Here is a 14,106-nt window from a genome sequence, read left to right as displayed (position 1 = left end):
GAATTTATGGTTACAAATTGTTTTAAATTATCAAACAAATAGTAAATAATTAAAATAAAATTATAGGGGAGCTAATAGCTGTTGAAACTAGTTAAAACAAAAGAAATATGTAACACTCAATTTTTAAACTACTATACCAAATAGTTGACTCTTTAGTTAGTTTAATTTTTTCATAAGTTCCTCAAGCAAATCTTCATAATTATCTGTTTTTTTAATTCTTGAAAACAACCAGGAAAGTATTTGTATTTCTCCCTCCCATTTCTCACAAAAGCCACGTAAAATTAATTTGAATTTTTCAAATTCAAATAAACTTTTAAATGCATAACGACCACAATCCACTTCAATATCTTCATAGTTTGAATACTGTGAAAAATGTTCCGTTGCTTCGATACCACCATCATTAAAAATAGGAGAATCTCCACAAAAATCTTCAATAGATTTATTATCAACTACACCATTATGATACCCAAAAGCATAAAGCTTTTCTAAAATCCAGAATTGTTGCGTTAATTGGGCGTTGTTTATATTATACTCTTGAATGGGAATTATTCCTTTTAAATAATCTAAAAAAACATTTCTTATTTTAATACCCAAATTTTCCATCTTTTCAATAACCTCTTCATTTTGAATTGTGGCATTTTTTTCAATAAAACTACTCAGAATTAGATAATTCGATAATTCAATTTTACCATAATCGTCTTTGGTTATATCACAGTCAATTTTTGTATGATGATGTCTTTTAAAATAAGGTTCGGGTTCAATTATACCCTCACGCCATCTATTTCCAGAATCTGCAAAATAAATTATTCGACACTTTCCAATACGTTCATGTTTTTTAATAGCATTCAAGTCTTCAAAAAAAGAATCTCCCAAATAACTTTTATAAGAAATCTGTTTCCTATTATGTTTCAATTTATCGGCATAATTATACTCCTTATAATTTTTGTATTCCCATTTTGGTAGTTTATAAAGATTAAACGTGGTATCGTATTTAAAATCTAAAAGTTCATTTAATTCAAAATAGGATACAACATTACAAAGACTTACTTCTTCTACTAGATGATTATAATTTTTAAATACAAAATTAGAAACGTCATTTGGCAAACCTTTCCATTTTGGAAAAAGTACTGCTTCCTGTTGGTTTTCTACATCTAGAAAAAAGAAAAACAAGCTTTCCCTATCCATTTCAGTAAAAAACTGACCAAAATGTAAGTCTTCAGGTTGCTGATTGGGATTATTAACATGTTCCCATTTTCCGATTTCTTCATCAAAAACCTCCAAAAAGCAGTAATAAACTATCATATCAATTAACTTCTTTTATGCCAAGATCTTCCCTTATTATTTGAATAGTACAACCCTTTTGATGTCGTAACAAGTAATTCTTTTCCATTGTGAATTAAATCTTGCATGGTTCCCATCATGGAAGATGCACTGCTTCTATTATACCAGCTTCTAACATTATTGTTTGAATATTCAATACAGTTTTTTGAAGTGTTGATGCGAATTAACTCTTCTTCTAATTGGATCATTTGTCCCATAATTTTATGTTTTTAATTGTTATAAGACAAAATTACTTAGAGCATCAGACAAAGTACGGCAGTTGAAATTTAAGAGTTATTAATTTCAGTTAAATTTATTTTACTTTTGAAACCAGAAGCGATTAGGGTAATTCCAATAGCATTTTCTAAATTATTATCTTCTGTTACATTCAAAATTATATTTGGTTGATTGGTTGATTCTTGTTGGACATAATCACTGATTACACTTATTTCATCTAAAGTCATTTCTTCCAAACCAATACTGATTAACACTACTATATGTTCACTATTTGTAATTGTAGCACCTTTGTGTAAAGGGGAAAGCAAAGCCTTTTTTATAGCTTTTTCAGCTCTATTATTTCCTGATACAACAGATGAACCAATGAAAATGTTATCATTATTACTTATTATATTTTTAAAATCTATATTTAGAGTTTCTGAAAGAATAAGTCCCATAATTTTGTTTTTAAGTTTATATCACACAAAATTACTTGGAGCATCAGACAAAGGGCGGCGTTATAAATTTATTGCATAAAAAAACGACACTTAAAAAAGTGCCATTAAGATAATATTTAAAGCTCAAAAGTTATTGGCGAATTCGTTAAACCATACTTTTCATTAAGTACAGAAGCATTTATAAACTTTGTTTTCGATAAAGTGGTTTGTCCATAACCTTCGTGTATATGTCCACATATATGAACTTTTGGTTGTACACTTTCAATAGTATGTAATAAATCTTCACATCCAACATTTTCTCCACGTGTGGTTTTATCTAGTTGACCATATGCGGGACCATGAGTAATTAAAATATCTGTGTCTGAAGGTATCAGTTCTCAATGTTTAGAAATGGATTCACTTCTATCACTATTAAATGCTAAATCAAAAAAATTAGGTGTTATTGGAGAACCCCATATTTTAATATGTTCTACTTCTACTCCACTGTTATATAAATAAATAATGGTTTCTGGAATGATCTTTTGAATGTCTTTTTCTAAAGTTGCTTCAAAAAAGAAATCGTGGTTACCTGCAATGAAAAATTTGTACTTGAAATCTAAGTCTTTAAACCAATTCAGAAAATCTAAAATTTCACTTTCTTTACCACGTTGACTTATATCACCCGCATGAATGATGACATCACCTATTGGTAAAGTCAAGTTTTTATGTTGTTCGTGGGTGTCAGAAATGATTATGAATTTCATAGATTGTTGTAATGATCATTAAGGATTAAAATCATTTCTTCTTGATGGTGTTTAATTTCTTCAGAATTCCAAGAATCTTTGGAGTAAATTTTAGCTAGTTTTAAAGAATCAAAAGTTGATTTGTTATAAAAATCAATTCTCTTCTTGTTTACATCTTGATTACTATAAGAAGAATTTTGACTTACCGAAAGCAAAGCTAGATTTCCAAAAGAATCCAAATAATTCATATTCAATAGTTTACTTTTATTTTCTTCATTTTGGGGAAAAACATGTTCAATAGAATTTTTTGAAGTAATTCGATATTTTTTGAACATTGGATCATTTTTATCCCAATTTTTCCAAAGTAAATATTCTAATTTATAAAACCAGTAATGATCAAAACTAGTGCCTCTACTTATATTTAAATCTGAAGCTATTTTTTCAAAATTTGGCATCAAAAATTGATTATTTAAAATATTCCAAGTCATTTCTTTTTTGTTACCTGGAATCATAATATTGTCTATTTTTTCTAATTCTTTTAAAATAGAAACATCTGTTACTGTATGATTTTCAATTAAAAAACTTAAAAAAGGTGTTAACCAAAATTGAGTAGGCATATTATTAAAATACAAAACCGATTGTAACATTTGAATGCTTGAAAATTCTTTTTCGCTTCTTGAAAAATATGATTTATCGTTATTTTTAGAAGTATTGATATATGATAAAAGTAGTTTTTCATCTTCATCTGTACTTTCATCTTCGTCTTTTAACCATTTTACAATGTGTTTGTCAAAATTGTATCTGATTTGCCAGAGTAATTCAAAGAAATCTTTAACATTTTTACTGGTTACTTCTACATTTTCATTTTTAAAAACTTGCTTCTCGTGGTCAAAAATTTCTAATAATTTCTTACTATCCATAGAAATAATATCATTATTTGAATGAATTTGTTTTTTGAAAATTCGCAAAGCGTGTAACAAAAACAAATTAAATGTGATAATAGAACGACATTCGGTATTACTATTAGATTTGTTTTTTGTTTTTATTTCTACGCTTGTATCAAGTTCTATTATTTCTGAAATAGTAATAGCTTTTTCAATATTTAATTCTTCGAAATCCGAATTGTAATTGAATTTTTCTGCATTATATTTTTTAAAATCAATTTCAGTCACTTTGCTGGTGTCATATGGAAATGAAATTTTAACATTACTTTCAAAATAATTATTCATGTTTTCGCAAGCTTCCCAAATTTTTGCATAAATAATTCTTTTATCTTTTTCGATTATTTTATCTAATAGTCTAGCTTTAAGAATATCTGATTGTTGCAATTGTATACCGCTAGTTCCAAGTGCAACAAACAAGGCGTTTAAATCAGTATTTTCAGGTGCTTCATTAAAAACAAACATCACTTTTTCATAGATATAATCTCCAAAAGCTTCCAAGTTTATTTTATTTTGGCTTGCTGTACTTGAATTTAATATCCCTTTAATTGTCTCAATACCAGCAGCAATGTTTTTTAAAAATTCAAGTTTTTCAACATTTTCAAATCTTCTATGTGCTGAACCATCTAATTGCCCTTTTAGATATTCGTAAACTTCTTTTCTAATATCAAAATCAAAGCGAATGTCTTTGTTTTTTTCAATTCTTAAGTATTCGGTTAATTTCGTTTTAACATTTAATAATTCAAAACATAAAGAAATTAGCCAAAATGTTGTAAAACGTTGTTGTCCATCTATTACTTCATATTGATTGGGTTTGTTTTCATTATTTGATTTTATGGCATAAGTATTTCCAACAAAATATTCAGTTGTGTTAACTTCAAAATTATGTTTTAAATCTTCTAACAATTTTTTTATTTCTGTATCATCCCAAACATAAGGACGTTGATAAACAGGTATTAAAAATTCAAAGTTTTTTTCTACTATTGATTGTATATTGATTGTATTTGTTATAAAGTTCATCTAGTTATTTTTTTAGATAGTTTTTGATAGCGATTATTAAATCTTGGTCGTAATTTTCTTTAGAAATGGTTGTTTCAGCATTATTTTTAAAAAACAAATGGATTCTTTCATGAAAGCGTTGTTTTACTCCTGAAATTTCTTTAGTACTTATTTTCACTTCATAAGTTTTTAAGAAAATTAATATTTCTTCATAAGTATAAGCATTAAGTATCCGTTCAAAAATTAAGGTTTCTGTTATATAATTTCTAACGGTTGCTTCATAAACTCTTGAAAGGTCATTTAATCGTAAACTATAAATAAATCTAAAAAGATAAAGCGAAAATTCTAATACATTTTTCCTGCCAAATCTGTCCACAAAGCACAGTAAAGCTAGTTGATAAAAATATCTTAAATCTACTGTACCATCAATAACATCAATAATTTCATTATTAAAATATGAATATTTATTTTTAATTAATTCATCTGTTTCAAACAAAAAATTATAATCATCAGTAAAATTCAACAAGTAATTTATATAATTAACACCTTGATTTAATGGTTGTCTAATAGCATATTTATCTGCGGTTATTGTATGTGTATTTTCTTCAATCTCTACAAAAGAATAACCAATATCTCTATTGCTTTTTTTAGTTTTATCAGCAAAATCATCAGTTAAAACGTTTTTCCATTTGTTATCATCAGTAAATTTATCAGGAACAAATTTAGATTTATTTAAATAATCCATTCGTCTAATTTTACTCAACATTCTGTTTACCGTTTCGAGGTTTTTTTGTTTTTTTTCCCATTTTAAAGCATATGAATTTCTTTCATCATTTTCAGAAATACTTCTTAAATGATGAGCTTTTAAAATATCGGTCCCACCCAATCTTTTTCCACCTGTATTTAAGGTTTCAAAAAAATTGTATGCCATATCTTCACTTTTTGTTATAACAATTGTTACATTTATTTTATCAAAATCTATTAAATTTAATTCTTCTTTATTACTTTTAAAAAAGTTATAATTTTCCTTAATATGATTTAAAGTAATTGGGTGATTATATTTAATATTATATTTTGAATTTTCATTATTTAAAATACTCAAAATTTGCATTGTGGTTATGCGTTGTTGTCCGTCAATAATATTGTGTTTTTCACCATCGAAATGCAGTACAATACTTCCTAAATAAAAATTTGGCTTATAATCAATTCTTTTTTTATGTTCTAAAAATTGAAATAATAATTTATTTATTTCTCTTTCTGTCCATACATATGGTCTTTGATATTCCGGAATGGCTAATTGATAATTATTTAACAAATTTTCTAGTGTTATGCTATCTACTTTAACTGCATTCATAATTAATGTTTTATAATTATTTTTTATCTATTATTTAAAAATCTCAAATACAACTCCGCGCAAGCTCTTGCATCGCTCAAAGCATCATGATGATTTAGTGGAATGTTATGTTCTTGGCACAAATTAGCCAAATTTGATTTATATATTTTATACGTGCAAAATTTATTGTACTCAGGAGTTGGCATATTATAATATTCTAGTGTCTTACTCAAAACTGGAAAATCAAAACCAAAACCATTATGAGCAATTACATTTTGGTTTTTAATAAAGGGTTCTATCTGATGCCAAACTTGTTTAAAAGTTGGAGATTGACGTGTATCTTTTGCTGAAATACCGTGAATAGTTGTAAAATTGGACCAATAATAGTTATCAGGCGGTTGCACTAAAATATCTAGTTCTTTAGTAATTATACCATTTTCAACTCTAACAAGTCCAACTTGACAAATACTCCAACGGTAGCCTTGAGCAGTTTCGAAATCTATGGCTGTAAAAGTATTCATCTTATTTATATAGTTTTAACATATTTGTTACTCTGTCTTTGATGGTGTTGCGTAATACTTCTGGTTCGATAACTTTTACTTCGGCACCAAATCGCATTAACTCCATAGTAAAATCGTTGGTAGTATGAAGTAGCAATTGAATTACCAATTTTTCTTGGGTATCAGTAATTATTTTTTGTGAACTATGCAAAGGAAATGATTTGATATAGTTTCCTTGTTGCCAAGAAAATTCCAATATTACCTTTTGTTCGGGTGCATAGGTTTCAACCCCAAAAGCATGTTTGTAGGCTTTTTCAACTTCGAAAACAACCGGTTTAAATTTGGTGTCTGAAATTCTTAAATCTGAAATTCTATCGAAACCAAAATTCTTTATACTACCATCTTTGTTATCTTGACCAATTAAATACCAACGGTGTTGAGCTTCTTTTATAGCAATGGGTTTAACTATTCTCTGGGTAATTTCCATGTCCCAAAATTTGGTATGTGTAAATGTTATTTGGAAGTTGTTTTGAATCGCGTACAGCATTCCACTTATTAAGTTGGTTCCAGATGCTTTTCGACTTTCCAAATAAATACTAGTGCTAATTTTATTTCCTTCTTTTAGTGCTTCATGGATAGAAAAAGCTTCCACCATTCTTGAAACAGAAGGATCTTCTATTTCCTCATCGATGTAATATACTTTATCTTTACGATTGTATTGAATCAATATTCCGAACAAATCGAAAATGTCATTTTTATCTCTATCGAACGTACGAATAGAAAACTCGAACTTATCATCTAAATCGTCATTTTCTAATCTTTTTATTACATATTTATGCAACTCCTGAAAGTTACTTGGTACCGACTTTAATCGGTCAATGATGTATAAGTATCGCTTATAGAATCCAACTTTTGCCATAAATAAATTATTTATATTTTGCTAAAGTAGTGTTTTGCTCTGACAAAATGCGGCAGATAAAATCAAGACCATTAATAAAGTAATTATCTTAAATTAGTTTAATAATTTTGATGGTCCAACAACTGAATAAATATAACAAACTCTTCTTTCCGGATCGTTATTTGTTGATGCGGAAATACCTGGTGGCAATTTTTCACCATAACCTTTTGCATTTATTTTCTTGAAGACAATGTTTGGTCTTTTGTTTTCAACTAGTTCAAAAAATTTATTTTCTAATTGTTTTTTCACTTCCAAAGCTCTATCTTTTGATAGTGATAAATTCAATTTAGAACCTCCAACTGCATCAGCATAACCAACTATATCGATAACTACTACAAATACATCATTTTCAAGAACACGTTCGTTACAGGTATTCAAATAGTTTTTCCATCCATTAACTTCGGTCTCAATAGAACTTGCAATTTCGTCTAATTCTTCTTTACCTCGTTTTGTTAAATTTGACTTCCCAGAATTAAATGAAACATCACCAAAAATTTTATTAGTTTTAATTAACAATCTATTTGCGCCATCAATCAATTTACATTTCAAATCATTAAATTTAATAGGTATTTCTAACATTTTTTTATGTGCATCAGTATCTGTGTCACTAATGTTATTTAATCTGCTAATTCTTCTTCAATTTCTTCATCCTTTTTACCTGGAAATATTATTGACAAAATTACTGAAATTAAAAGTACTCCACCAATTATCATTAATGAAACAACGGATTCGATATGATAGAATGGTGCTATTATCATTTTAAATCCAATGAAGGATAAAATTACAGCTAATCCGTATGGTAGTTTATTGAACAAATGGATGAAATTATCTAATAAGAAAAATAAGGCTCTTAATCCTAAAATTGCAAAAATATTTGAAGTATATAAAATGAAAGGGTCATTTGAAATTGCAAAAATTGCAGGAATAGAGTCTACTGCAAAAAGTAAATCTGTAAATTCGATAACCGCAACCACAACCAATAATGGAGTCGCTAATTTTTTACCATTTTCATAAGTAAAAAATTTATCTCCATCATATTTGTCACTTACGCTAAAAATACTTCTGATTAATTTAGCTCCTCTTGTATCATTATAGTCTTCATCTTCATCTTCATCACCTGCTGACCATGATTTAATACCTGCATAAACAAGGAATAAACCAAATAATGTCATAATAATATTGATGTTATACTTAAACCCCTCCACTCCTATATAACTTAAAATTTTATTTAAGTAGGTTAATTCAATAAGGAAAGCTCCAGAGAAAATAAATATAGCTCTTAATACTAATGCTCCTATAATTCCCCAAAATAAAACCTTGTGTTTGTTTTTATTAGCAACATCGAAGAATTTGAAAACTAAGATAAAAACGAACAAATTATCTACCGATAACGCTTTTTCAATCCAATAAGCTGATTGAAACTCATAGAATTTAGATGCACCTGCATAGTTAAATACTAAACCACTAAACCCCATAGCTAAGGAAATCCAAACTAAAGACCATGTAATTGCTTCTTTATTTGAAACTTCATGACTCTTTTTGTTAAAGATTCCTAAATCTAATAAAAGCATGAATAAAACTGCAACTCCAAAGGTTACTATTAACCAAGGATGTTCTGCGAAAATAGGATGATTGTCCATTTTAAATATAATTAAGAGTTATTGAATTTTTTATTTATTTGCTAAAGTAATTAACATTACTCTACCGCCTTCTTCTTTAGAAAGCAATATTTGTTTTCCATCTGCTAATTCCAACATTCCACCAATTGGAATGTCAATGTTTTCTGTTTTGTCCACTAAAGACGTTAATTTTTGATTTACAAAAACCCATTTGTTATTGTGAAAAGTGAAATAGCCAACAGGTACTTTTTGAGCAGCTGTTAATCTTTCATTTCTAATGATATTTTTATTTACATGCCATTGGAACAAGTATTGGTTGTTATAGACCATTAAACGATGGTTTTCAGGTTTCCAAACGCCCTCTTTAAATTGCGAATAGAAGTCCAAAACAGGTAATGTTCCTTGATGCTTTGTACCACAAAATGGGCATTTAGGGGTATTCGTATTATCAAAAACATACCATTTTTGTTCACAAGAACTATTGCCACATGTTTGTACAAGGTCGGAAGTCTTAAGCAATGCTGTTTCCCATTCCTCTGCAGTTGGTCTAGCCATAGGGTTATGCAAACCATCTATAAATGCTTTATCAAAAAGTGGTTTCAAATAGGGTCCAGTAATTGTATATGGCAATTTATCTATATCTGACCAATACTGATCCCATTTAGAAACCTGATTCATTTTTGGTCGATTACTCTTGTCTCTAGGATGTTCAATAAACAAAGCCTTTTCTCCCATAGATAATAAGTCATCTTTTTCTGTGTCTAAATCGTGAACTTTACCTCCTTTTAATGGATGTCTATGAAGTAAAAACATGTAAATTAATACAGGTAGAGCATGTAAATCCGTTCTAATATTGGGTAATTTTCTATTAGGATCAGTAATACTCAAATGTTTAGTTGCCAAAACTTCAGGCGCAATAAAATCAGCTGTACCTATTACCTCAGCTGGATAAACACCAGGGACAACCATACCATCCAAATCAATAATAACAGCAGATTTATTTATTGGGTCAACAAGTACATTATTATAAGATAAATCAGAGTGAGCTAACCCCATTTGATGTAATTTTTTTACACCTCTACATATGTTCACACAAATTTGAAAGTAGTTCAACCAATTCCCTAATTCTGAATTGTCTAAACTTAATGGAAATTGTTTGTTTCTAAATTTTGCACCCGCAAACCATTTTCCGTTTTTTTCCTCCCCTTTTATCAAATCTTGAGAACTATAACCTTTTTTAAAAAAATAGTTTGATTTATAAATAGGAACAATAATTCCTGTTTTGCCATTGTATTCAATAACATCTGTTGGCCATCTAAAAATTTCATCTAAAAAGAAATCACCACCGTCCATTTTTTTTATTCTTTCTAATTGAACACTAGCAATTCTTTTTAATCGATCAAGTTGATTAAAATCTTGTTTTTCTTTAAAAATAGCCACTACGTATTTTTTGTCGGGACTAAAATATACGTTTTTTGCAGTACCACTTTTAGGTTCTCCTGTATCAACATATTGATAAGAAGCACCGTTAAGAATTGATTTAACTGTTATAGTCGACATTTATTAAAATTTTAATTAAAATACAATAGCTAAAGTTCTATCATCATGATTTCCTGGACTCCAAAAATCCATCCAAGTTGAAAGTTGGTTTGCAATTTCGGTATTGGATTCCTCAAAAACCACTTTTGCATTATCTTCATTATTACCTTGTAGGTCTTCAATGAATTCTTTCCATTTTTCTAATTTTTCAAGATTAGCCTCAACCACAAATTTTGCATCGTAAATTCCATCAGTCATTAACATCAAATATGAAAAATCATCAATAATTTTTAATGCAAAGCGAGTATAAAATTTATCGCTTGTAAAAATCTCAGGCATTGTAATAAATCTAGTTCCACCACCAAATTCACCCACGTCTAACCAATTTAATAATTTGAATTCCGTAAGATCTTTGTTTATTACTGCAATTGGGCAATCACCAACACCAAATGAAAGTACAACATAACCAAAGTCATATTTTTTAAATAACGAAAAGATTAATGTACTGTGTAATTCTTTTATTGGAAACTCATTTTTATTTGAGAATTCTTCTAATTTATTGTAAACGTGTTTAACACAACCTCCTAATTGATTGTAAATAAATTTACTTATTTGAACCTGGTTTGATTCTTTAACCTCAACATCTATAACTATTTCTGTATTATCGTTAGTTTCAATATCAGCATCAGTTAATGTTTCAGTAACATTATTTTCTTCAATTGATGGTTCTACAACTGCAGGATTACTATTGATATCGTTGTAATGATTTAAAATTAGTTGGTCAAAATCAGCAACAATTTCATTATTAAAATTAACTTCAAAAAAATTAACAACCTCATTACAAGCTACTTCAGAACCTTTACGAGAATTTTTTGCACTACCTGCTCCATCTGAAACTGCCACAACATTCCAACCTGTTTTTTCAAAATGTTGAAAGGCAAAATCATCATCACGAAATGAACCTACATTTGCATGAGAACGACCTCTTTTAGATGAAACTACTATATTCTTTGTTCCTAATTTATCAAATACATTAACATTATCTTCCTTCCAAAATCTATCTGTTTTATCACTCTCTTTATTTTGCCAAAGTGATTTAGGGTCAGCATTAATAATTAGATTTATTGTTTTTTCATTCAACGTACTATTTTCATTTTCCCCTTTTAATCTAAATTTCAATTTTATTTTGAAATCACCAATAGCTGTAGGAGTTCCAAAAATTCGCTCTTCATCTTTATCATAAGACAAACCCATTTCATCCAAACCTTCAAATTCAGAGAAAATAATGTTGCTCCAATTTAATTGGATAAAATCAAGTTTATAATCATAACTTTTTCCAACCGTTCCATTTGGAATTTGAAATTGATTATTTATAATATCATTAATACTTTCTCTAATTTTCCAATTTTCCATAATGCTTTTTTGTTGGTTAGAAATTAATTCAACCGATTGTATTATTTCTTCATCAATTATAAACTTTTCAAATATTTCTTTATTCTTTTGATTTAAAGCAATATTGTTTCCAGTAAAAAGTTTTTCTATATAGTCTTTTGTATATGACATTTTAACCTAAAGTTCTATTAACATCGAATCCTCCTTCTCCTGAAGTATATGTTCCTTGATTTCCACACCAAGGACAAATACTAACTTCCTCGTCACCAATACAATGAATTTTACCACATTGGCACATTGCAAAACCAAATTGATTTCCACAACAAGGACATGAAGGAGCTCCCATTAATTCATCACTATTTATTTTTGCATTGATTTGTGAGTAATCAGAGAGTTCGAAATATGAGTTATCTATTTGAAAACCACCAACCAATCTATAAGATCTTGTTTCAAGACCTGTAAAACCCGAGGGTTGTATGTGTTTTCTATATTTCATCAAATAAGGACGTTTTGAATTTTGGCACTTAGCCGACAAAACCACATAATTATTATCAACGTATAAATTTGGAGTAGGTTGTTTTGTTAGGTCAATTTTAGAAAGGGTATTCCCATCCATTTCTGCTAATTCAAAACCTGAAGCATTTCTTTCAACACTTACACTACTTGTTTTAATTGAGTCGGTAATCCATTTGAAGAATTTTTTATAATCTTCTTCAGTTGAGTTTTTGAAATGCAATACATTTTCGGTTAATTCGCTCAAAAGTTTTGTATCTGTTTCATCTCCAAAAGAAACCGCAACTAAATTAGCAGTTTTAGCCCAATTTTGTTTCCATTCATTAATAGCTTCTTTGGAATCATCAGTTGGAAAGCCATCTGTAAACAAAAATACGATTGGTCTCCAATCTCCTTTTTGCTCGAAAGTTGTTTTTACAGTATTTTTTCTTAATTCGTACATTAAATGACCTAGACCTTTGCCTAGAGAAGTTCCTCCGCCAATTGGAAATTTAGGTGGATAGAAACTTACAATTTCTTGTAATGGTACAAGCGTTTTTGCTTGACCTGCAAAAACAATTATTGACACCCATACGGTTTCAATTGCATGTGGGTCTTGTTTTATTGCTTTAATAATTGTTGCCATTCCATCTTCTACAAATTGGATTTGTTCTCCAACCATTGATTCGGAAACATCTATTAAAAAGTATATTGGTAGTTTTCTCATGTTAAATCAAATTTAAAAGTAGTAGAAAAATAATTAATAAAACAATTTGTGACATATCTACAAACAATCCAAAACCAACTTGAAATGGTTTTATAATATTTTTTAGAAAATTAAAAATTGGAGTAAATAAACTATTGAAAAAGTCAAAAATTTTTTTGTACTGAGGATTCAATTTATCTTTATAAGGCAATAATTTTGAATATAAAAACAACCCTATAATTAGAATATTTAATACAATTGGAATTATTTTCATCATATTACTAATGTTATTTCACTTGGTGGCGGTGGTAATGCAACACTTTCACCTGTTCCTTGACTCTTGTTTCCTTGTTCAATAGTTTCAGAAACCCATTTAAAGAATTGTTTTAATGTAGCACTATCCGCATTATCCAGATGTACAACATCATCAGTAAGTACTTTTAATTTTGAATCATCTGCTAAATTACCAGCAGCACATGCCACAATAGCACCAAAATTCAAGTTTCTCACTTTAGGTGCAATTTCATTATATAATTGAATGTCGGATGGTTTACCATCAGTGAACAAAAAAAGTAATGGTTTCCAGTCACCCTTTTGATTTTCTGTGCTCTTTTTTATGTCTGATTGCACTTTAGTGTAAAGTAGTTCCAAAGCCTTTCCTGTATGGGTAGGACCACTTTGCGGACAAGTTATCTCAGGTAATTGAAACATTGCTAATTCAGTTAGCGGACAAACTTCATTAACATCACGATCAAAAGTGATAATACTAATCCAAAGCGAATCTAATGCCTGTGGATCTTGTCTTAGTGTATTTATCATACCACTAAGCGCATTATTTAAAGCATGAATAGGTTCTCCATACATGGAACCTGAAGTATCTAATAAAAAGTAAACTGGTAATCTTCTCATTT

At 28.7% G+C, this 14,106-nt stretch carries 14 protein-coding genes; all 14 read right to left on the bottom strand.

The window, feature by feature from the left end; genetic code table 11:
• Window positions 1-156: 156 nt before the first annotated feature.
• Window positions 157-1,302 (bottom strand): hypothetical protein, encoded by a 1,146-nt coding sequence (locus G4D72_RS05485; protein ID WP_166076615.1) that lies wholly within the window; start codon window positions 1,300-1,302, stop codon window positions 157-159.
• 5 nt (window positions 1,303-1,307) lie between these two features.
• Window positions 1,308-1,538: a hypothetical protein gene (locus G4D72_RS05480; protein WP_166076614.1), complete on the bottom strand. Its 231-nt coding sequence runs from the start codon at window positions 1,536-1,538 to the stop codon at window positions 1,308-1,310.
• A 69-nt stretch (window positions 1,539-1,607) separates the two neighbouring features.
• A complete protein-coding gene (locus tag G4D72_RS05475) occupies window positions 1,608-1,994 on the bottom strand; it encodes an FtsZ/tubulin family protein (RefSeq protein ID WP_166076613.1) in 387 nt (128 codons plus the stop codon).
• Window positions 1,995-2,371: 377 nt separating this feature from the next.
• Window positions 2,372-2,737: a metallophosphoesterase gene (locus G4D72_RS13340; RefSeq protein WP_207784864.1), complete on the bottom strand. Its 366-nt coding sequence runs from the start codon at window positions 2,735-2,737 to the stop codon at window positions 2,372-2,374.
• Window positions 2,734-4,677, bottom strand: coding sequence for a DUF262 domain-containing protein (locus G4D72_RS05465; RefSeq protein ID WP_166076612.1), 1,944 nt, complete (start codon window positions 4,675-4,677; stop codon window positions 2,734-2,736). The genes G4D72_RS13340 and G4D72_RS05465 overlap by 4 nt, the downstream gene beginning before the upstream one ends.
• A gap of 4 nt (window positions 4,678-4,681) precedes the next feature.
• Window positions 4,682-6,010, bottom strand: a complete 1,329-nt coding sequence (locus tag G4D72_RS05460) for a DUF262 domain-containing protein (RefSeq protein ID WP_166076611.1) — start codon at window positions 6,008-6,010, stop codon at window positions 4,682-4,684.
• Between the two features lie 23 nt (window positions 6,011-6,033).
• Window positions 6,034-6,510 (bottom strand): 3'-5' exonuclease, encoded by a 477-nt coding sequence (locus G4D72_RS05455; RefSeq protein ID WP_166076610.1) that lies wholly within the window; start codon window positions 6,508-6,510, stop codon window positions 6,034-6,036.
• Window position 6,511: 1 nt separating this feature from the next.
• Window positions 6,512-7,408: a helix-turn-helix transcriptional regulator gene (locus tag G4D72_RS05450; protein ID WP_166076609.1), complete on the bottom strand. Its 897-nt coding sequence runs from the start codon at window positions 7,406-7,408 to the stop codon at window positions 6,512-6,514.
• 93 nt (window positions 7,409-7,501) lie between these two features.
• Window positions 7,502-8,026 carry an OmpA family protein gene (locus G4D72_RS05445; RefSeq protein ID WP_166076608.1) on the bottom strand — a complete coding sequence of 175 codons (525 nt, stop codon included), beginning with the start codon at window positions 8,024-8,026 and terminating at the stop codon, window positions 7,502-7,504.
• A 38-nt stretch (window positions 8,027-8,064) separates the two neighbouring features.
• Window positions 8,065-9,087, bottom strand: a complete 1,023-nt coding sequence (locus tag G4D72_RS05440; protein WP_166076607.1) for a TerC/Alx family metal homeostasis membrane protein — start codon at window positions 9,085-9,087, stop codon at window positions 8,065-8,067.
• Window positions 9,088-9,117: 30 nt separating this feature from the next.
• Entirely contained in the window at window positions 9,118-10,626 is a 1,509-nt protein-coding gene (locus G4D72_RS05435; protein ID WP_166076606.1) for a helix-hairpin-helix domain-containing protein, read from the bottom strand.
• A gap of 15 nt (window positions 10,627-10,641) precedes the next feature.
• The gene (locus G4D72_RS05430) at window positions 10,642-12,168 is read right to left on the bottom strand and encodes a protein phosphatase 2C domain-containing protein (RefSeq protein WP_235922452.1); all 1,527 of its coding nucleotides are present in this window, start codon (window positions 12,166-12,168) and stop codon (window positions 10,642-10,644) included.
• Between the two features lies 1 nt (window position 12,169).
• The gene (locus G4D72_RS05425; protein ID WP_166076605.1) at window positions 12,170-13,216 is read right to left on the bottom strand and encodes a TerY-C metal binding domain-containing protein; all 1,047 of its coding nucleotides are present in this window, start codon (window positions 13,214-13,216) and stop codon (window positions 12,170-12,172) included.
• Window positions 13,217-13,468: 252 nt separating this feature from the next.
• The gene (locus G4D72_RS05415) at window positions 13,469-14,104 is read right to left on the bottom strand and encodes a vWA domain-containing protein (protein ID WP_166076603.1); all 636 of its coding nucleotides are present in this window, start codon (window positions 14,102-14,104) and stop codon (window positions 13,469-13,471) included.
• Between the last annotated feature and the right edge of the window lie 2 nt (window positions 14,105-14,106).

The organism is Flavobacterium difficile, assembly GCF_011392115.1.
GTDB classification, from domain to species: Bacteria; Bacteroidota; Bacteroidia; order Flavobacteriales; family Flavobacteriaceae; genus Flavobacterium; species Flavobacterium difficile.
This window is presented reverse-complemented; position numbering and strand designations above follow the sequence as displayed.

What these genes read in the sequence shown, in the direction of transcription:
- G4D72_RS05440 (WP_166076607.1), bottom strand. Translation starts at nt 9,087, where the DNA reads ATGGACAATCATCCTATTTTCGCAGAACATCCTTGGTTAATAGTAACC.
- G4D72_RS05480 (WP_166076614.1), bottom strand. Translation starts at nt 1,538, where the DNA reads ATGGGACAAATGATCCAATTAGAAGAAGAGTTAATTCGCATCAACACT.
- G4D72_RS05445 (WP_166076608.1), bottom strand. Translation starts at nt 8,026, where the DNA reads ATGTTAGAAATACCTATTAAATTTAATGATTTGAAATGTAAATTGATT.
- G4D72_RS05465 (WP_166076612.1), bottom strand. Translation starts at nt 4,677, where the DNA reads ATGAACTTTATAACAAATACAATCAATATACAATCAATAGTAGAAAAA.
- G4D72_RS05485 (WP_166076615.1), bottom strand. Translation starts at nt 1,302, where the DNA reads ATGATAGTTTATTACTGCTTTTTGGAGGTTTTTGATGAAGAAATCGGA.
- G4D72_RS05450 (WP_166076609.1), bottom strand. Translation starts at nt 7,408, where the DNA reads ATGGCAAAAGTTGGATTCTATAAGCGATACTTATACATCATTGACCGA.
- G4D72_RS05460 (WP_166076611.1), bottom strand. Translation starts at nt 6,010, where the DNA reads ATGAATGCAGTTAAAGTAGATAGCATAACACTAGAAAATTTGTTAAAT.
- G4D72_RS05435 (WP_166076606.1), bottom strand. Translation starts at nt 10,626, where the DNA reads ATGTCGACTATAACAGTTAAATCAATTCTTAACGGTGCTTCTTATCAA.
- G4D72_RS05455 (WP_166076610.1), bottom strand. Translation starts at nt 6,510, where the DNA reads ATGAATACTTTTACAGCCATAGATTTCGAAACTGCTCAAGGCTACCGT.
- G4D72_RS05475 (WP_166076613.1), bottom strand. Translation starts at nt 1,994, where the DNA reads ATGGGACTTATTCTTTCAGAAACTCTAAATATAGATTTTAAAAATATA.
- G4D72_RS13340 (WP_207784864.1), bottom strand. Translation starts at nt 2,737, where the DNA reads ATGAAATTCATAATCATTTCTGACACCCACGAACAACATAAAAACTTG.
- G4D72_RS05415 (WP_166076603.1), bottom strand. Translation starts at nt 14,104, where the DNA reads ATGAGAAGATTACCAGTTTACTTTTTATTAGATACTTCAGGTTCCATG.
- G4D72_RS05425 (WP_166076605.1), bottom strand. Translation starts at nt 13,216, where the DNA reads ATGAGAAAACTACCAATATACTTTTTAATAGATGTTTCCGAATCAATG.
- G4D72_RS05430 (WP_235922452.1), bottom strand. Translation starts at nt 12,168, where the DNA reads ATGTCATATACAAAAGACTATATAGAAAAACTTTTTACTGGAAACAAT.